Genomic DNA, 19,236 nt, shown 5'->3' with positions numbered 1-19,236 from the left:
CGCGTTACTGCCCGTCCGCTTCCAGGAGTTCTGCCAGGAAGTGGGCGGGCAGTTCTATGTCTCCGGTATGGGCTGCGGCGGAAGGCATTTCGGCGTGCAACACGCGCAGGATCGAGACCACGCCGGGGCCTGCGTCGAGTAACGGCCTGGTCCAGCCCAATCCGGCGCAGGTGGCGGCGGCGGGCAGCAGCAGGCCGGTGGCCTCGCCGACCCAGCCGGATGCGGCAAGGCATTCGGCGAGCAGCAGGGCGGCGTCCAATTGTGCTCGGGGGCGGCCCTTGTCGAGCATGCGGCCGTGCAGGGCGCGGGATCGGCGGACCGCGCGGTCGTCCGAGCCGAGCCTGCCCTGGGCCAGCAGGGTGCGGATCGCGGCGATCTCTTCGGCCTCCGCGGTCAGCACGGCGGTGCCGGACATTCTACGACCGGAATGCATTGGCGCCGAGGGTGATTCGGATTCGAAGGGCTGCTCGTCCGCGGGGTCCAGTAAGCCGAGGCGCAGCCGTTCGGCGCGGATGTGCGCGGCGAGCCGGAACAGCCGGTTGTCGTGGGCGATCCGCGCGCCCTCGTCAAGTCGGGTTGCGGCGGTGTACAAGTCGCCGCGCACCGCCTTGACCCGGGCGCCGATGACGAACGTCGAGATCAGGAAGTCCACCGGGCCGACCCGGGCGACCAGCTGATGGCTCTCGTCGAGCAGCTGTTCGGCGAGATCGAGATCGCCACAGCGGTAGTTCAATTCGCCGAGCATCGCGGCCGCCACCCGCACCGCGTGCGAGCGCGGGCCGGACCGCTGGTTGGCGACCTCCCACGCGTCCTGGAAACACTGTGTCGCCGTGGAGATGTCGAGCTGCTCGTAGGCGGCGGCGCCGCGCCCGCACAGCCCGAAGACCGCGCCGAGCGGATCCTTGGACCGCGCGTGGTATTCCGCCGCCCAGTCCTGCATTTCCCGGGCGCCGTCGAAGTCGAACTCGCACAGCCGCACGAACGAGGTCAGGTTCGCCGCGGTGGACACCGTCCAGGCGGGCAGGCCGTCCGGCGTCTTCAGGCACTCCGCCACCCGATCCAGCACGCCCTCGGTGTGATCACGGGCGATCTGATCGGCGGCGCCGAGCACGGCGGCCTGGCAACGCTGCCGGTCCACGTCCTCGTCGGTGGCCGAGCCGCGCGCGAGAATGTTGGACAGCCTGCCGAGCGCGGTGCGGGCCGCGCCGGACTGCTGCAGGTTCACGTTGGCCCTGGCCACCGCCATCAACAGCTTGGATCGCGAAGCCACCTGCTGCATCGGCAGTTTCGAGACCGTGCCGAGCAGCGTGGCCAGCCGGGACTTGTCGATCAGGTCCATGCCGCCGGTCTCGAGCAGGTCGAGGGCCATCTTGAAATCGGTGGCGGCCAGCGCGTGATCGACCGACTTGCGCAGCAGCTGATGTTCGGCGTACCAGCGGGAAGCCTTGCGGTGCAACGACTTCGACCGCCCCGGCTGCGCGCGCTCCAGCCTGGCCCGCAGATGCTCGGCGAACAGCGGCTGCACCCGGAACCACTCCGGGTCGTGCACGATCCGGCGCAGGAACAGCTCGCGCTGCTCGGCCTGTTCCAGGAGTTGTTCGGCGTCCGCGTCCTCGGACAGCGCCGCGGCCAGCGAGCCGCACACCCGCTCGGTCACCGAGATCGCCATCAGGAAGTCGAGCATCCTGGGTTCCAGTGTGTCCAAGACGTTTTCGGCAAGGTACTCGCGGATGCCGTGGTTGCCCTCGGACAGATTGGCGATCAGCTGCGCCGGGTCGGCCTTGCCGCGCAGCGACAGGCTGACCAACTGAATGGCGGCGGGCCAGCCGTCGGTGGCCGCGTGGATCTGTTCGACCTGGGTGCCGGAGAGCGGAAACCCGTGGTGCTGCACCAGGATCTCCGTGGTCTCCTCGATGGTCAGGCGCAGCGCGGCCGAGCCGATCTCGACCAGCTCGTCGTGCACCCGCATCCGGCTGGTCGGCAGGCCGGACTGTTCCCGGCTGGTCACCACGAAGCGCAGATGGTGACATCCGTTGTCCAGCAACGCTTCCATCGCCCGGTGTGCACCCGGGTCGGTGACCCGATGCCAGTCGTCGACCACCACGACGACCGTGCTGCCGCCGGCATGGATCTCGTCGATGAGCGTCGAGATCACGAAGGCGGCCGCGTCGGCGGGGCGTTCCTCGAGCACCTGATCCAGGCCGGCGCCCACGTCCGGGCGGACCCGGCGGATCGCCTGGATGAGGTGGGCGAGGAACCAGATCGCGTTGTCGTCGTCCTGATCGACGCCGATCCAGGCGACCGGGATGCCGCGCTCGGTCAGATCGGTCCGCCACTGGGCGGCGATGGTGCTCTTGCCGAAACCGGCGGGCGCGTGGATGGCGGCGAGCCTGCGCCGACCGCCCGCCCGGAGGATGTCCAGCAGCCGCGGACGCGGTACCGGCTCGCGGGCCGGAGTCGGCGGCCGAAATTTGGTGGTCGCGGTCGGCGGCAAGGTGGTGGCCGACCCGGCGCCGGTGTGCGGGGAGACCGAGGGGCGCAGCGTCAGCGGCCAGCTGCGCCGGGCCGTCACCGCGGGCCTGGACTTGGTCGAGGCCGAGGACTCGATCGGATGGACCATCGGCTCGGGCGCGGCGATGGTTTCCAGCAGCGCCATCTCGTCGGGCATCTGGTCGTGCTCGCGCTGCACCGCGCGCAGCAGTTGCCCGAAGTCGTAGGCCGAGGGCGGGCGTTCGCCGGGGTCGATGGACATGGCGTGCTGGATCACCTCGGCCACGTCCGGCGGGATGTCGTGCTCGCGCAGATCCGGCACCGGCTGGGTGGTGATCCGCAGGAACTGCGCGACCACCTTCTCCCCCGCCTGCCGCTCGAACGCGGCATGCCCGGTGAGCAGCGCGAACAGCGTCGCGCCGAGGCCGTAGACGTCGGAGCGGATGGTCGGGTCGTCGCCCTTGAGCACTTCGGGCGCGGTGAAGGCGGGCGAGCCGGTGATCAGGCTGCTGGAGGTCTGGAAGCCGCCGGGGATTCTGGCGATGCCGAAGTCGGTCAGCTGCGGCTCGCCGTAGCCGCTGAGCAGTACGTTCGCCGGTTTCACGTCGCGGTGCAGGATCTGGGCGCGGTGCGCGCTCTCGATCGCGCCGGCCAGTTTCACCCCGGCCCGCAATGAATCGGCCCAGGTGAGCGGGCCCTGATCGCGGATGACCTGCTCCAGCGAACCGCGGGTGCAGTACGGCATCACGATGAACGGCAGACCGCTCAGCGTGACGTCGACCTGCAGGATGTCGACGATATTCGGGTGGCCGGACAGCCTGCCCATGGCTTGTTCCTCGCGCAGGAAGCGTTCGCGGCTCTCTGCCTCGATTTCCGAGGAGAGCACCTTCACCGCGACGACCCGTTCCAGTGCCCGCTGAATACAGCGATAGACCACGCCGAAGCCGCCCCGGCCGATCTCCTTCGCCTCCGACAGGCCCATCGCCTCCAGCTCGTCGGTAATCCCGATGAGCGGGTGGCGCTGGGTATCCGAGTCGGCCGGGGTCGAGTCGGGGCCGACTTCGCCCGTACGCGTCCGTGGTTTCACGTGACCACCTCGAACTCACATCGAATCGGCGTCACCGTCGAACAACAAGCACGCCGACGCACGGACATCACCCGGAAACCCCGCGCGATGTCCGATATGTCTGCGCATACTCCAACGTAGCGCGGGCGCGGCATCCGGTGGGAGAAGTTTCGGAACAGGATGTTTTCCACCTCGACCTTCCCCCTGATTCGCCCAGCTCAGCGCTCCAGCGCGGGCCTGGTGTCCGGTGCGATCAGGAACGAGATTCGTTCCATTACATTCTGCCGCTTGGTGTTGTGGAAGGACGCAATTTCCCAGCGACCGGCCTGGCGGACCAGCGTGTAGGTCTGCGTCTTCGACAGGTCGGCCTGCTGCTTGCGCTCACCCTTATAAGTGTCGCCCCGGCTGGTTACCACTGCGGTGTCCGCGCCGTGAAACCGGATGTCGAGGAAGGAGTCGGCCAGCTTCGTGCCTTTGAGGAAGCCGCCGAACAGGGCGCGGTGGCCCTCGGTGAGGTCGGCGCGGCCTTGGTAGTGCGTGCCGACATAGCTGGTGTAAGTGGCGTTCTCGGTGAACAGGCTGCCATAGGCGTCCGCGTCGCCGCGGGCCCAGGCCGCGGTGAGATCGTCCAGGAGAGTGCAGACCTCGTGTAGCGACTGGGGTGTCGCGGCGGGGCCGGACGGGGTGACGGTGTTGCATTCGGTGGTGCCGAGGTTGTGCACGACGGCGGTTTTGTCCAGCCAGAGGTAGCCACCGCCTGCGGCGACGCCGAGGGTGATGACCGAGGCGGCAAGTACGCGGGCGACGGTGCGGCGGCGCGAGCGGGGTTTGGCCTTGGGTGCGTCGGCCTGAATTTCGGTGGTGTTCATGGTTTCTCCGTTAGTTGCTTGGTCGGCGAGGTCAGCGCTGAGCGGCGGGGCGAGCGCCGGGGGCGAAGCGGAAGGTGAAGCGCTCCATGAGCTTCTTGCGCTTGGTGTTCTGGAAGCTGGCGATCAGCCACTGCCCGTCCTGGCGGACGAGCGTGTAGGTCTGCACCTTGCCCAGCTGGTCCGGCGTCTTCGGGTTGCCCTTGTAGAGGTCGCCTCGGCTGTTGACCACCGCGGTGTCGGGGCCGTAGAGGCGGATGTCGACTACGTCCTCGGCCATCTTGGTGCCCTTCAGGAAGCTGCCGAACAGGGCGCGGTGGGATTCGACGATGTCGGTGCGGCCCTGGAAGAGGGTGCCGAACCAGGCGGTGTAGGTGGCGTCCTCGGTGAAGACCGCGCCGTAGGCGTCGGCGTCGCCGCGGCCCCAGGCGTCGACCATTTCGGCGAAGACGGTGCGGATTTCCTGGCTCTGCTGATCGAGGTTGTTGCTGCTCATGATGGCCTCCGTGGTAGATTCTCTGCCTAGAGGAGCTTTCTTCTTTGAAGAAATCTCTTCGTTGAAGAAGAGATTATGAGATGGAGGTATGCCGTGTCAACACCCCCCGCGCGATCGGATGCGAGCAAGGTCTACAGCCGCTATTTGAGTGCGGTCATGCTGCACGGACAGGCCGGCGCGCGGGCCGTCGACCTGGGCGCGACCGATCTGTACGCGCTGAACATCCTGGAGTTGACCGGGCCGATGACGCCCGGCGAACTCGGCACGCGCAGCGGACTGACCACCGGTCCTACGACACGGCTGATCGATCGGCTGGCGGATGCGGGTTACGTACGCCGGGTGCCGGTGCCCGGCGATCGGCGCAAGGTGCTCGTCGAATTAGTCGGCACGCCAGCCGAATTGGACAAGGTACTGGCACCGGCCCGCCGTCGGATCGGCGAAATCGTCAGCGGCTACACCCCCGAACAGCGCGAGGTGCTGTTCGACTACTTCACTCGCGCCGCCGACGCGTACCGCGACGCGACCGAGGACCTGCGCGCCGACTGACGCCAGCACGCCGAGGCGGCCGTGCGGAATTAGCGCCGCGAATGTTCTGCCGTGCCGCGCACGATTTCGCTGACGATTTCATGCGCGGCACGCTGATTCGTGCGCGGCGGCGCTGTCTAGCGGACAGCGAGGGCGATGAACTGGGTGATCTGGTTGTCGGCGAAGTTGTTGTCGCTCACCAGGATCAGGGTGCGTTCACCGGAGGGCAGGCGCGGGCCCCAGGTCATGCCTTCGACATTGTCGAGGTTGTGCACACCGACGTCGGCCAGGTCGACCAGCAGGCGCTTGGTGACCGGGCGGGCGTTGCCGAGCGGTGCGTCGAGCACGTTGGTGGCGGCGCTCAGATCGGCCTCGTAGATCCGGGTCTTGTTGCCGACGCCGAAGACGAAAGAGCGTTCCAGCACCAGGATTTTCGATGGATCGACCGGGTCTACCGCCAGGATCGAGGCGATGCCGTTCATGCCGAGGTCGGGCTGTGGGCGCGACTCGGCGAACACCGGCTCCATCGGATACGCGTACTGGGCCAGCAGTTGGCCGGAGCGCGCCTGCACGGTGAGCCGCGAGGTCGCGCCCGCGGTCGTCGTCGCGAGCGGACCGTCCTGCAGCAACGGGCCTTCCACCGAGGTCACGAACAGCGAGCCACCGGCGGCAAACGTCGCACCTTCTAGGGCCAGGTTCTGCCGTGGGCCCGAGTTCGGCTGCATCCGTTCGTTGTTCGGAATCGGCAGCTCGGCCGCGAAGGCGCCATCGGGACGCGTGACCCGAACCGACGGATCGGCGAGCACGGTATCGGTGCGCTCCCCCTCCTGCGTCCAGTAGTAGTCACCGGTCCACGGGTCGATCCGAATCTCCTCGGGGTCCACCGACTTCGGGCCGTACGCGACGCCACCGGCGGTCAGCAGCGGCCGGGTATCGGTGAATGTCACCGGGCCGAGGCCGTTTTCGCCGACCTCGAACCGAGCCTTGTAGAAGCGGGCCGGATTGCGCTCCGAGCGGTCGTCGCTGATCAGCACGTAATCGCCGGTGCGCGCGTCGAAGTCGATGCCGGACAGGCCGCCGACCGCGGTGCCCTGGAACACCAGGTCGTTGGGCACCACCTGCTCGCCGAGCAGCCGGACCGCGGGGGCCGACTCCGGCGCCGCGGCGGCGGGCGCTACGCCGAGCGCCACCGCGATCGTCGCGACCAACAGAGCTTGCCCACGTCGTGCCTGTCCACGTCTCACCCGCATCACGCTATCCACAATGCAGTACCAGCAGGTGAACAGCAGCCGAATCAGCCGAACCAGCCCGGAACGGCGAAAGCCCGCCACCGCGAAACACGGTGGCGGGCTTTGCCGTTGGTGACTTACTTACGCAGCGAAGCCGGAACCTCGAAGCGATCGCCGTAGGTCTTGGCGAGGTAGTCGGCGCGCTCGACGAACGCCGCCTGCCCACCCGGGTAACCGACGATGAACTGGTGCACACCACCGGTCCAGGCCGGGAATCCGATGCCGAAGATCGAGCCGATGTTGGCGTCGGCGGTGGTCTCCAGCACACCCTCGTCGAAACACTTCTGGGTCTCGATCGCCTCCGCGAACAGCATGCGGTCGATCAGATCCTGCAGCGGGACAGTGAAGTCCGCCGTGGTCTTGAAGTGATCGCGCAGGCCCTGCCAGATGCCGGTGCGCTTGCCGTCTTCGTCGTACTCGTAGAAGCCGGCCTTCTCCAGGCGACCCGGACGACCCTCGGACACCAGGTAGTCGATGACGTCCTGAGCCGGGTGACGCTTCTTGCCCATCGTGGTGTCGCCGTGCTCGGCGGCCTCGATGGTCTCCTTGGCGATCTTCTGCATGAGCTTGAGGTTCAGCTCATCCGACAGCTGCAGCGGCGCGGCCGGGTAACCCGCCTGCAGACCGGCCTGCTCGATGGTCGCGGGCTCGATGCCCTCGGTGAGCATGGCGATCGCCTCGTTGACGAAGGTGCCGATCACGCGCGAGGTGAAGAAGCCACGGCTGTCGTTGACGACGATCGGGGTCTTCTTGATCGCCAGGGTGTAGTCGAACACCCGCGCCAGCGCCTCGGGCGAGGTCTTCTCGCCCTTGATGATCTCCACCAGCGGCATCTTGTCGACCGGCGAGAAGAAGTGGATGCCGATGAAATCTTCCTGGCGCTTCACACCGGCGGCGAGGCCGGTGATCGGCAGGGTCGAGGTGTTCGAGCCCAGCAGCGCGTCCGGGGTGACGATGTCCTCGATCTCCTGGAACACCTTGTGCTTGAGCTCGGTGTTCTCGAAGACCGCCTCGATCACGAAGTCGACGCCGTCGAAGTCCTTGGGATCGGCCGACGGGGTGATCCGCGCCAGCAGCGCCTTGGACTTCTCCTCGGTGGTCTTACCGCGGGAGAGGGCCTTGGCCTCGATCTTCTCGGAGTAGTTCTTGCCGCGCTCGGCCGCCTCGATGGTGACGTCCTTGAGCACGACGTCGTAGCCCGCCTTGGCGGAGACGTACGCGATGCCCGCGCCCATCATGCCCGCGCCGAGCACACCGATCTTCTTGATGTCCTTCTTCGGGACATCCTTCGGCCGCGAGCCACCGTTGTTGATGGACTGCAGGTCGAAGAAGAACGCCTGGATCATGTTCTTCGCGACCGGGCCGGTGAGCAGGTGCACGAAGTAGCGCGACTCGATCAGCGACGCGTTGTCGATGTCGACCTGCGCGCCCTCGACCGCGGCGGACATGATCGCCCGCGGCGCAGGCATGTTGGTGCCCTTGAGCTGCTTGCGCAGGTTGGCCGGGAACGCGGGCAGGTTCGCCGCGAAGGCCGGGGTGGACGGGGTGCCACCGGGGATCTTGTAGCCCTTCTTGTCCCACGGCTGCACGCCACCCTCGGGGTTGGCCTTGATCCACGCCTTGGCGGCGGGCACCAGTTCCTCGACCGAGCCGACGACCTCGTTGATCAGGCCGATTTCCTTGGCCTTCTCGGGGCGGTACTTGTTGCCCTGCAGCAGCAGCTGCATGAGCGCGTTCTGCAGGCCGAGCATGCGCACGGTGCGGGTGACGCCACCACCGGCGGGCAGCAGGCCGAGGCTCACCTCGGGCAGGCCGAGCTGCACGCCCGGCACGTCGGCGGCGATCCGGTAGTGGGTCGCCAGGGTGATCTCCAGGCCACCGCCGAGCGCGGCGCCGTTGATGGCGGCGACGACCGGCTTGCCGAGGGTCTCCAGGCGACGCAGCGCGTCCTTGATGGCGAAGAGCTCGTCCATCAGGCCCTGGCCGTCTTCCGGGCCGACCTTCATCATGTTCTTGAGGTCGCCGCCGGCGAAGAAGGTCTTCTTCGCGGAGGTCAGCACCACGCCCGTGATGTTGTCCTTCTCGGCCTCGAGCTTCTCGACGGTCGCGGTCATCGACGTCTTGTACAGCTCGTTCATCGTGTTGGCGCCCTGGTTCGGGTCGTCCATCGTCAGCGTGACGATGCCGTCCGAATCCTGCTCCCAACCGATCATGTTGGTTTCGGTGCTGGTCACAGCTCTGTGTCTCCCTTGATTCTCAGCTGTCGGTTGGGTTAGACGCGCTCGATGATGGTGGCAACGCCCATGCCGCCACCGATGCACAGGGTGATCAGCGCGTAGCGGCCGTTGCGGCGCTCCAGCTCGTCGACCATGGTGCCGGTGATCATCGCGCCGGTGGCACCCAGCGGGTGGCCCATCGCGATCGCGCCACCGTTGACGTTCAGCTTCTCGTCCGGGACGTTCAGGTCCTTCTGGAACTTCAGCACAACCGAGGCGAACGCCTCGTTGATCTCGACGAGGTCCATGTCCTCGATCGTCAGACCCGCCTTGGCCAGCGCCTTCTTGGCGGCCGGGGTGGGGCCGGTGAGCATGATGGTCGAGTCGGCGCCGCTGGTCGCGGTCGCGACGACGCGCGCACGCGGGGTCAGGCCGGAGGCCTTGCCTGCCTCTTCGGTGCCGACGAGCACCAGCGCGGCACCGTCGACGATGCCCGAGCTGTTGCCACCGTGGTGCACGTGGTTGATCTTCTCGACGAAGTAGAACTTCTGCAGCGCTACGGCGTCGAAGCCACCCATCTCACCGATCACGGCGAAGGACGGGTTGAGCTTGGCCAGGTCCTCGGCGGTGGTGCCGGGACGCATGTGCTCGTCCTTGTCCAGCACGACGATGCCGTTCTGGTCCTTGACCGGGACGACCGACTTGGCGAAGTAGCCGCCGGTGGTGGCCTTGGCGGCCAGCTCCTGCGAGCGCACCGCGTAGGCGTCCACGTCATCGCGGCTGAAGCCCTCGATGGTGGCGATCAGGTCGGCCGAAACACCCTGCGGCACAAAGTAGGTGTCGTAGTTGGTGGCCGGGTCGAGCGCCCACGCGCCGCCGTCGGAGCCCATGGCCACGCGGGACATGGACTCGACGCCGCCGGCCAGCACCAGGTCGTCGAAGCCGGAGCGCACCTTCTGCGCGGCCAGGTTGACGGCCTCGAGGCCGGAGGCACAGAAGCGGTTGAGCTGGAAGCCGCCGACGGTGTCGGGCAGGCCCGCCACCGTCACCGCGGTGCGGGCGATGTCCATGCCCTGGTCACCGACGGGGCTGACGACACCGAGGATCAGATCCGAGATCCGGTCTTCGTCGAGGTTCGGGAAGCGGCCGCGCAGCTCCTGGATCAGACCAACAGTCAAGTCGATCGGCTTGACCGAATGCAGCGAGCCGTTCTTCTTGCCGCGGCCGCGCGGAGTGCGGATGGCCTCGTAAATGTAGGCCTCTGTGGTCATATCGGAGTGTTCCTTCCTTAAAGGTGCGGCGGCCGGACGTCGTCCGTCCGAGCGCTCTGTGCCGCTACTCCGCGCGATGCGGGGTAGCCGCTGGTAACCTCGCCGACCGGTCCTGCGACCGACCGTCCTGACGCTGTACAAAACGCGGCATGCGACGGCGGACGCAGGTTCCGATCGCCCATACGCCTGGCCCAACCATAGAACCTCGTCGTACCGGAGCTCACGGCCACCCGTTCATACTACCGTGGTGTGCGAACTCCGGTTAACTTAACGTCCTGGCGGCGGTGGTTGTCAACCACTCAGCCGTGTGGCACCGAGCTCACTCTTGAGCAATTCGAGGGCAGCCTCGTCGGGGTCGCGCCGATCCTCCGGGGCCACCGGGACCGCCGCGGCCCGGATCATCTCCTCTTCGTCCTCGGGCGTGGTCTCCGGTACCACCCCGCCCGGCGCCCAGCCGGCGCCGTTACCTGCATCGTTGCCGACCTGGGGCTGCGCCGACTCGGGCGGCGCAGCGTCAAAAGGGCCGGGATCATCCGGTAGATCGGGGAAATCGGGCGGCGGAATGTCGTCATCGCCGCCGAACGAACGCGGCTTGTTGGCACCGGCCGCCTTGTCCGCGGCGGCGTTCTTGGCCTGGCTCGGCCGCGAGAAGCGCGGCGGCGCAGGCGCATCCGGGCTGCGCTCGGCCGCGTTGCCGGATTCACGCGCCGCCGGTTGCGCGGCACTGCGCTGTGGTTTAGCCGCCCCGCCTGCCCGCTGTGTTGCCGCAGGTCGTGCCGCGGCGCTACCCGCTTCCCAGCGCACGTCGTGCTGGCGGCCGAGTACCGCGTGGACCGCCGAGCGCACCGCGTCCAGGTTGCGCGGGTCGGAGAGCCGCTGGGCCAGCGGCGCGTGCTGATGCGCGAACACGATCGTGTCGCCTTCGATGCGCGACACCGAGGCACCGGCCAGCATCGCCTGCACGGCGGCGCCGAATTCGCGCACCTTGGCTCGGATATCCGCCCAGGCGGCCTCGACCTCGCGCAGCAGGTCCGCGTTCGATCCGGCGGGTGCGGCCGACTCTTCCGGCTCGGGCTCTGGAGCATCGACAGGCGCAGCGGCCGTCACTGGCTCCGGTTGCGCGGCGGCGATCGGCTCGGCGGGCGCGGACGACTGCTCGGCAACCTCTCCGCCATCCGATTCTGCTGCGGAAACCGCCCGTGCCGCTTGGTCTTCGGTCGCCTCCGCAGCAGGAATGGGCTCGCGCGAATCCGCCGGAACATGCTCCGGCGCAGTATCTGCTTGCCCCGGCCCGGACTGCGTGCCATCAGCGGATTCGGGCTCGACCGGAGTCGACCCGCTCGGTTGATCGACCGAGGTGCCCGACCCGACGAGCGACGCCGCGGCAGCGGGATCCGCACCGACATCAGCAGGGTCAGCGGGCCGGGCTTCCCCGGCCGCACGAATCATGTCGTCATCGTGAGCAAGCGGCGTGCCGCTCTCGGCCGACGCGCCAGCGGCCGAAGCACTAGCGCCTGCCGGAGTACCAGCGGGCTGCGCTCCTGCCTCGTGGCCAGTCGGTGCAGCACCCGAGCCGGTCGAACCGTCAGCAGGTCGGGTTCCCGCCGCCTCGTTGCCAATTCGTGGCGCATCCGCGTCGCTCGCGGATGTCGTACCAGCGGTCGAAGCATCCGATTCGGTCGGACTATCAGCAGCTCCCGCCGCCGCGCCAACACTCTCGGGGCCACTCCGCGCGGCACTTGCGCCGCTCGAGGGTGGGGCCGAAGCTGTGGAAGTTTCGGGCCGCGCCACGGCCGCGCCACCGGCACCCGCGCTGTCGGCGGGTGCCGGTGCGGCACCACCTGACCCCGCGGTCTCACGGCGGATTGCGGCCAACGCCTCCGCGCCGCGTCGACGGGTCGATTCGGGCGATGTGCTGATGGGTGCGATCCGGGGCGCTGACGTTGCGGGAGCCGCGGCAGCGGGCACCGCACCCGGTGATGCCGCAGGCGCGGCAGCCACCGCCCCGCCCGCGAATCCGCGTTCGAGCCGCTCCAACCGCTGCAACGTGGCCGACTCGGCATCGGACACCGACGGCAGCAACATCCGCGCGCAGACGACCTCCAGCAGCAGCCGCGGCGAGGTCGCGCCGCGCATTTCACCGAGCGCCTCGTGCAGCAACTCCGCGTAACGAGCCAACGTGGCCGGCCCGAGCCGCCCGGCTTGGTCACTCATCCGATCGAGCACATCGCCGGGGCCGGAGACCAGGCCACGCTGGATGGCATCGGGCACCGCGCGCATCAGGATCAGATCGCGCAACCGCTCGAGCAGGTCGACGGCGAACCGGCGCGGATCGTGCCCCGCCTCCATCACCCGGTCGACCGTGCCGAACAGCTCCGCACCGTCGTTGTCGGCCAGCGCGATGACCGCGTCGTCGATCAGCGCGACATCGGTGACGCCGAGCAGCGAGACCGCCCTGGAATAGGTGACGCCCTCGGGCCCGGCACCGGCCAGCAGCTGGTCGAGCACGCTGAGGCTGTCGCGCGGGGAACCACCGCCCGCGCGAATCACCAACGGGTACACCGCTTCTTCGACGGTGACCTGCTCCTGGTCGCAGATCTTGCCGAGCAGTCCGCGCATGGTGGCGGGCGGCAGCAGCCGGAACGGGTAGTGGTGGGTGCGCGAGCGGATGGTCGGCAGCACCTTGTCCGGCTCGGTGGTGGCGAAGATGAAGATCAGGTGGGCGGGCGGCTCCTCGACGATCTTGAGCAGCGCGTTGAAGCCCGCCGTGGTGACCATGTGCGCCTCGTCGACGATGAACACCCGGTAGCGGGATTCGGCGGGCGCGTAGAAGGCGCGATCGCGCAGCTCGCGGGTGTCGTCGACGCCACCGTGACTCGCGGCGTCGAGTTCGATCACGTCGAGGTTGCCCGGACCGCCCGGCCCGAGCGCGATGCAGGACGGGCACACGCCACACGGCTTCGAGGTCGGACCCTCGACGCAGTTCAGTGACCGCGCCAGGATGCGCGCCGACGATGTCTTGCCACACCCGCGCGGGCCGGAGAACAGGTAGGCATGACTGATCCGGCCGGTGTCCAGGGCGATGCTCAGTGGGTCGGTGACGTGCTCCTGACCCACTACCTCAGCGAACGTTGCCGGTCGGTACTTCCGGTACAGAGCCACGGCCAGAGGTTACCGGCGCGCACCGACAAAGAACATTCGTGCTGCGCGCCGGGCCCGGCGCGGCGGAACGGCAACAGCGGAGACACCGAGGTGTGATCCAAATCACAAGATTCCAGAGCCCTTCTTAACCCCCGCTGACCGACAGCGACAGTGGCAACGCATGAGCTATCACTGACGAGACACCGGTCGAAAGCGGGAAATTACCGCCCAGCTCCCCCTTGTAGACCGAAAAATATGTACTCACGCCCCGATTCACCGCAAGTTTGTGGAGATAACGAAAGCGTCAACGAGGGTGACACCGACGCAATCGGCTGGCTACCGTGGCAATCGGCAACTTCGGTAGCCAAACCTTCATCAGGTTGGTTGCCCCGGCCGGTCCCTCATCCCGACCGGGGCACAACCAAAGTTCCCGCACCGCCAAGTTCCAGCGCAACCGAGTTCCACATCCATCGGAGGAACTTCTCACCGTGCAAACGCCTGATGACATCGCCACCGCGTTGCTTTCCAGCACCGACTTCGCCGGCGATCGCTCCGCGGTCGACCTGCTGAGCCGCGCGATCAGCCCGCAGGACTTCGCGATCAAACGCGACTCGCTGCCCGTCGCCGCCGCGGCCGATCCCGCCACCTCCGCCGCCATCCTCGAGCTGCTCGAACGCGGCCAGGTGCCCACCATGGCCGCGATCCGCACCCTCACCGCGCAGAACGAGATGCGCCGCGAGGCCGAACGCATCGAGCGCCTCGGCCGCCGCGCCCAGCGCAGCATCGACGACTTCGGCCGCGCACTGGCCACCCTGGCCGACGCGCACTGGACCGCACACGGCATCGGCCCCACCCGCCGCGACGTGCTGTCCTCCGAGCAGGTCATGACCTTGATCCGGACGCGCATCGGCGACATCGCCCCCGCGGCCGTGAAACACCTCTGGCTGATCGAGCGCGCCCAGCGGGCAGGCTGGATCGCCTCCAACGCCAACGCCGGATCGCTGTGCGCCGGTCGGCGCTTCCACTCCGACCAGTACGGCAACCGAGTCTCGCTGCGCCCGGTCAACACGATCGGCACCGCGGTGGCCGCCTACCTCGGCGACTACCTGACCGAACACGGACGCGCCCCACGCTGGTCCACCGTCGCCCAGGAATTGCGCGACGATCGCGGCCGCCGGATCTTCCACAACACCGCCGACGCCCGCGCTCAGGAACTGTGGCTGACCACCGCCGAATGGGTCGCCATTCAGGACGAACTGCCCGTGCCCGGCAAGCGTGGGCAACGCGCGGTAGCCCGTAAGTCCCGCGTCTGAGCAGACCCGGTCGAACCACGTCCATCGGTAAACATCCCATGTCCGAACTTGCGCAACTCGTAGACCAGCGCAAATCCGGCGGTGAGCATTCGGTAATTTCCTTGCAACGCATTCCGCGTGGAAGGAGCTCCCGTGTCCACATCTCTGGATCCCGCGGCCACCGCCTGGCTGCTCATCAGCACCGCCCTGGTGCTGCTGATGACGCCGGCGCTTGCGCTGTTCTACGGCGGGATGGTGCGCTCGACCGGCGTGCTCAACATGCTGATGATGAACTTCATCGCGATCCCGCTGGTGACCGTCGCCTGGCTGCTGTTCGGCTACAGCCTGGCCTTCAGCGACGACGCGGGCGGCGGCCTGATCGGCAATCTCGATCACCTCGCCATGGCCGACATCGATCCGAACACCCCGCACGGCGCGGTACCTGAGCTGCTGTTCGCCACCTTCCAGCTGACCTTCGCCATCCTGACCGCAGCGCTGGTCAGCGGCGCGATCGCCGATCGGGCGAAGTTCGCCGCGTGGATGATCTTCGTGCCGGTGTGGGCGCTGGTGGTCTACGCCCCGATCGCGCACTGGGTGTGGGGTCCGGACGGCTGGCTGGCCTCGTTCGGCGCGCTGGACTACGCGGGTGGCCTGGTCGTCGAGATCGCTTCCGGCGCTTCGGCACTCGCACTCGCCCTGGTGCTCGGCCCGCGCATCGGATTCAAGACCGACGCGATGCGGCCGCACAACCTGCCCTTCGTGCTGCTCGGTGCCGGCCTGCTGTGGTTCGGCTGGTTCGGCTTCAACGCGGGCTCGGCGTTGTCCGCGAATGGTGTTGCGGCGGCGGTCTTTCTGAACACCCTGGTGGCGGGCTGCCTCGGCATGCTCGGCTGGCTCGCGGTCGAGCAGATCCGCGACGGCAGGCCGACCACCTTCGGTGCGGCGTCCGGCGTGGTGGCCGGTCTGGTCGCGATCACGCCGTCCTGTGGATCGGTGAACACGCTCGGCGCGCTGATCGTCGGGCTCACCGCCGGTGTGGTGTGTTCGTTCGCGGTCGGCTGGAAGTTCAAGGCGGGCTATGACGATTCGCTCGACGTGGTCGGCGTGCACTTCGTCGGTGGCATCGTCGGCACGGTGCTGATCGGCCTGCTCGCCACCCAGGTGATGACCGGCGGCGGCGAGGGGCTGTTCTTCGGCGGCGGGCTGGCGCAGCTCGGCAAGCAGCTGGTCGGCGTGCTCGTCGTCGCGGTGTTCGCGTTCGTGGTGACCTTCGCGCTCGGCAAGCTGATCGACCGCACCATCGGCTTCCGGGTGAGTCAGGAAGACGAGACCGCGGGCATCGACTTCGCGCTGCACGCCGAGACCGCCTACGCGGAGGGTGTGCACGGCCACTCGCCCCGGCGGTTCGGCGAAGGGCATTTCGGTCAGGGCCCGATGGGTGACCGGGATCACTGAACGCCCGGCGGCTCCCTCTGTTCGCGCCCGGTTAACAGCGTTACGCTAACGCCGTTAACAGACTGCGTCGAGCAAGGGAGCCGCGCGTGCTGATTCGGATCGCACAGATCGTCACCCGATATCCACGAGCGATCCTGCTCGCGGCGGCCGCACTCGCGATCCTCTGCGGGGTGTTCGGCGCGACGGCGGCGTCGCATTTGAAGTCCGCCGGATTCACCTCGCCCGACGCCGAGTCGTCCCAGGTCGCACGGTTGCTCGCGGACAACTTCGACGGCGCCGCGCCGAACTACGTGCTGCTGGTCAGCTCGGACGCGGGTGCCGACGCGCCGGCCACCCGCGCCGTCGGCCTCCACCTGACGGACACCCTGCGCGCCCGCACCGACGTCAAGGGCGTGCAGTCCTACTGGACCGCCCCGCCGACTGTGGCCGCCGCGCTGCGCAGCACCAACGGCAAGGACGCGCTGGTCTTCGCCTATCTGACCGGCGACGACACGCAGGCCCAAGTGGCCGCCGGCGAGCTCACCGAACAACTCGCCGGCACCACTGACGGCATCACAGTCCGGCAGAGCGGCATCGCCGCCGTCTTCCACGACGTGAACAAACAGATCACGCACGACCTCGCCATCGCCGAGGGTGTCGCGATACCGGTGTCGCTGATCGTGCTGATCGTGGTGTTCGGCAGCGTGATCGCCGCCGCGCTGCCGCTGGCGGTCGGCATCTTCGCCATCCTCACCACCCTGGCCATCCTGCGGATGTTCACACTCGTCACCGACGTGTCCATCTACGCGCTGAACATGACCACCGCGCTGGGTCTCGCACTCGCCATCGACTACAGCCTGTTCATCGTCAGCCGGTATCGCGAGGAGCTCGCCAACGGCCTCGATCCGCTGCCCGCGACCATTCGCGCCGTCCAGACCGCGGGCCGCACGGTGCTGTATTCCGCCCTCACCGTTGCCCTTTCGCTGGCCGTGCTCAGCATCTTCGACGTCTATTTCCTGCGGTCGTTCGCCTACGCCGGAGTCGGCGTTGTCGTCGCGGCCGCCGCGGCGGCGATCCTGATCCTGCCCGCCGCGCTGGTGCTGCTCGGACATCGGGTGAACTCGCTCGACATCCGAGTTCCGTTGCGCCGCATGTTCGGTCGGCCCACCCCCGATCCGCTGGCGCGGCTGAAGCCGGAACAGAGCCGGTGGTATCGGATGGTGACCTGGGTGACGGGGCACGCCATACCGGTCGCGGTGGTGCTGATCGCGCTGTTCCTCGCGCTCGGATCGCCTTTCCTCTCCGTGAAATTCGGCTATCCCGACGACCGGGTGCTGCCGACCACTTCCGCCAGCCGCCAGGTCGGTGACGTGCTGCGCGCCGAGTTCCCCGCGGTCAACTCGGGCAACAACACCACCGTCGTGCTGGACGGATATCACGGCGGGCCGGGGCCGATCGGCGAGTACGCCAAGGCGTTGTCCCGAACGGACGGAGTATCGGCGGTGCTGTCCAGCGCCGGTGTCTTCATCAAGGAAAAGCGAATGGGCGGTGGACCACCCGGAATGGCAAACGGCACTGGCGAATACATCAGTATCGCGACCCGCGTCGACCCGTTCTCGCCCGCGGGCGAAGCGCAATTGCGGGAGCTGCGGGCCGTATCCGCCCCGGCGCCGGCGCTGTTCGGCGGCGGCGCGGCGATCAATGCCGATGCCCTCGACTCACTCGGCAAGCGGCTGCCGCTGGCCGTCGCCCTCATCGCGCTCGCCACCTTCGTGGTGCTGTTCCTGTTCACCGGCAGCCTGGTGCTGCCACTGAAAGCCCTTGTGCTGAACACGCTTTCACTGACAGCCGCGTTCGGCGCGATGGTCTGGATCTTCCAGGACGGTCACCTGTCCGGCCTGCTCGGCTTCACCCCGGTCGGCTATATGACGCCGCACATGCCGATCCTGATGTTCTGCCTCGCGTTCGGCATGTCGATGGACTACGAGGTGTTCCTGCTCTCTCGCATCCGCGAGGAGTGGCTCGCGTCCGGCCGCGTGGTCGACGGCGTCACCGTGCGCACCGCGAAGGACAACGTGCACGCGCTCGCCGTCGGCGTCGCCAAGACCGGCCGAATCTTCACCGCCGCAGCCCTGCTCATGGCCATCGTGCTCGGTGCGTTGATCACCTCGAAGGTGTCGTTCATCCAGTTGATGGGCGTCGGCCTCACCCTGACCGTGCTCGCCGACGCCACCCTCATCCGCACCATGCTCGCGCCCGCCCTGATGAAACTGATGGGCACCGCGAACTGGTGGGCCCCCGCGCCGCTGGCCCGCCTGCACGCCCGATTCGGGTTGCGCGAGGAGACCGACCCCGATCCCGCCGAACCTGTGCTGGCCGGGCGCGAATGATCGGTGCGGGCAGGTCGCGGTCGGCCCGCGGCACCGGCGCCCAGCTGCGCACCGAAATCCTGGACGCCGCACGGGAATTGCTGGCCCGTACCGGCCATGCCGACGCGGTGTCGATCCGCGAGATCAGCAAGCGGGTCGGCGTGAGCGCACCCTCGATCTACCGGCATTTCGCCGACAAGGACGAGCTCATCGAGGCGGTGGTCGCGCAGGTCTTCGAGGACCTGGACGCCGCGATACGGGCCGAGACCGATCCCACGGTCTCCCCGATCACGCGGCTGTACCAGCAGGGGCTGGCCTACGTCCGGTTCGCCAGGGACCACCCCGAGCAGTATCGGCTGGGCACCAACCCGACCGTGTCCGGCGGCGCGGTGGATCAGGTACTCAGTAGCGGTGCGTTCCAGCGGTTTTCGCGGTCGGTGCAGGAATGCATGGACGCGGGCGTGATCACACCGGGCGACCCGCTGCCGGTCGTGCTCGACCTGTGGGCGGCCGCGCACGGCATCGCGTCGCTGCTGATCGCCAAACCGTTCATCCCGTGGGGCGATACCGAGGCGGTGGCGAATCGCGTGCTGCGCGCCGCGTGCATCGGCCATGTGGTGGTGGACATGATCGGTAGCGATCCGCAACCGGATGAGGTCGCGGACTGGCTCGGCGAGCTGCGCCGCAAGCTCTGAGCGTCGAACGGGGTGTCGCGCTTTGGAATCTGCGTGCGTTTTTCCCTCGTTCTCCTGGGCTTTCTCATCGATGCTTTGCCTCGACA

The 19,236-nt window shown here is 68.0% G+C and carries 12 protein-coding genes; 5 read left to right on the top strand and 7 right to left on the bottom strand.

What is annotated here, in order from left to right:
* Nucleotides 1–4 precede the first annotated feature (4 nt).
* The 3 genes from ACQPW1_RS02520 to ACQPW1_RS02510 form a co-directional block, all read right to left on the bottom strand.
* Nucleotides 5–3,577 (bottom strand): protein kinase domain-containing protein, encoded by a 3,573-nt coding sequence (locus ACQPW1_RS02520; protein ID WP_433661168.1) that lies wholly within the window; start codon nt 3,575–3,577, stop codon nt 5–7.
* 197 nt (nt 3,578–3,774) lie between these two features.
* Complete coding sequence (locus ACQPW1_RS02515) at nt 3,775–4,425, bottom strand: SgcJ/EcaC family oxidoreductase (protein WP_433661167.1); 651 nt, start codon at nt 4,423–4,425, stop codon at nt 3,775–3,777.
* 31 nt (nt 4,426–4,456) lie between these two features.
* Nucleotides 4,457–4,918 (bottom strand): SgcJ/EcaC family oxidoreductase, encoded by a 462-nt coding sequence (locus ACQPW1_RS02510; protein WP_433661166.1) that lies wholly within the window; start codon nt 4,916–4,918, stop codon nt 4,457–4,459.
* Between the two features lie 93 nt (nt 4,919–5,011).
* On the opposite strand from ACQPW1_RS02510, the gene ACQPW1_RS02505 reads away from it, so the two are divergent.
* The gene (locus tag ACQPW1_RS02505; protein WP_433661165.1) at nt 5,012–5,464 is read left to right on the top strand and encodes a MarR family winged helix-turn-helix transcriptional regulator; all 453 of its coding nucleotides are present in this window, start codon (nt 5,012–5,014) and stop codon (nt 5,462–5,464) included.
* 116 nt (nt 5,465–5,580) lie between these two features.
* Here ACQPW1_RS02505 and ACQPW1_RS02500 read toward each other — a convergent pair whose 3' ends face one another.
* The 4 genes from ACQPW1_RS02500 to ACQPW1_RS02485 form a co-directional block, all read right to left on the bottom strand.
* Nucleotides 5,581–6,687 carry an esterase-like activity of phytase family protein gene (locus tag ACQPW1_RS02500; protein WP_433661164.1) on the bottom strand — a complete coding sequence of 369 codons (1,107 nt, stop codon included), beginning with the start codon at nt 6,685–6,687 and terminating at the stop codon, nt 5,581–5,583.
* A 122-nt stretch (nt 6,688–6,809) separates the two neighbouring features.
* A complete protein-coding gene (locus tag ACQPW1_RS02495) occupies nt 6,810–8,945 on the bottom strand; it encodes a 3-hydroxyacyl-CoA dehydrogenase NAD-binding domain-containing protein (RefSeq protein ID WP_433665111.1) in 2,136 nt (711 codons plus the stop codon).
* A 59-nt stretch (nt 8,946–9,004) separates the two neighbouring features.
* Complete coding sequence (locus ACQPW1_RS02490) at nt 9,005–10,219, bottom strand: acetyl-CoA C-acetyltransferase (RefSeq protein WP_150400710.1); 1,215 nt, start codon at nt 10,217–10,219, stop codon at nt 9,005–9,007.
* 291 nt (nt 10,220–10,510) lie between these two features.
* Entirely contained in the window at nt 10,511–13,381 is a 2,871-nt protein-coding gene (locus ACQPW1_RS02485; RefSeq protein WP_433661163.1) for a DNA polymerase III subunit gamma and tau, read from the bottom strand.
* Between the two features lie 467 nt (nt 13,382–13,848).
* On the opposite strand from ACQPW1_RS02485, the gene ACQPW1_RS02480 reads away from it, so the two are divergent.
* From ACQPW1_RS02480 to ACQPW1_RS02465, 4 genes are all read left to right on the top strand, one after another.
* Nucleotides 13,849–14,673: a hypothetical protein gene (locus ACQPW1_RS02480; protein WP_433661162.1), complete on the top strand. Its 825-nt coding sequence runs from the start codon at nt 13,849–13,851 to the stop codon at nt 14,671–14,673.
* 132 nt (nt 14,674–14,805) lie between these two features.
* Entirely contained in the window at nt 14,806–16,107 is a 1,302-nt protein-coding gene (locus ACQPW1_RS02475) for an ammonium transporter (RefSeq protein WP_433661161.1), read from the top strand.
* An 86-nt stretch (nt 16,108–16,193) separates the two neighbouring features.
* Nucleotides 16,194–18,476 carry an MMPL family transporter gene (locus ACQPW1_RS02470; protein ID WP_433661160.1) on the top strand — a complete coding sequence of 761 codons (2,283 nt, stop codon included), beginning with the start codon at nt 16,194–16,196 and terminating at the stop codon, nt 18,474–18,476.
* On the top strand, nt 18,473–19,150 hold the full coding sequence (locus ACQPW1_RS02465) for a TetR/AcrR family transcriptional regulator (RefSeq protein WP_433661159.1): 678 nt from the start codon (nt 18,473–18,475) through the stop codon (nt 19,148–19,150). The genes ACQPW1_RS02470 and ACQPW1_RS02465 overlap by 4 nt, the downstream gene beginning before the upstream one ends.
* Nucleotides 19,151–19,236: the final 86 nt, after the last annotated feature.

The sequence above is a fragment of the Nocardia sp. CA-128927 genome, assembly GCF_050955855.1.
Lineage (GTDB): Bacteria > Actinomycetota > Actinomycetes > Mycobacteriales > Mycobacteriaceae > Nocardia.
Note: the sequence above shows the minus strand (reverse complement) of the source record. Positions and strands in the feature narration are given on the sequence as shown.

What these genes read in the sequence shown, in the direction of transcription:
- ACQPW1_RS02495 (WP_433665111.1), bottom strand. Translation starts at nt 8,945, where the DNA reads ATGATCGGTTGGGAGCAGGATTCGGACGGCATCGTCACGCTGACGATG.
- ACQPW1_RS02465 (WP_433661159.1), top strand. Translation starts at nt 18,473, where the DNA reads ATGATCGGTGCGGGCAGGTCGCGGTCGGCCCGCGGCACCGGCGCCCAG.
- ACQPW1_RS02490 (WP_150400710.1), bottom strand. Translation starts at nt 10,219, where the DNA reads ATGACCACAGAGGCCTACATTTACGAGGCCATCCGCACTCCGCGCGGC.
- ACQPW1_RS02510 (WP_433661166.1), bottom strand. Translation starts at nt 4,918, where the DNA reads ATGAGCAGCAACAACCTCGATCAGCAGAGCCAGGAAATCCGCACCGTC.
- ACQPW1_RS02515 (WP_433661167.1), bottom strand. Translation starts at nt 4,425, where the DNA reads ATGAACACCACCGAAATTCAGGCCGACGCACCCAAGGCCAAACCCCGC.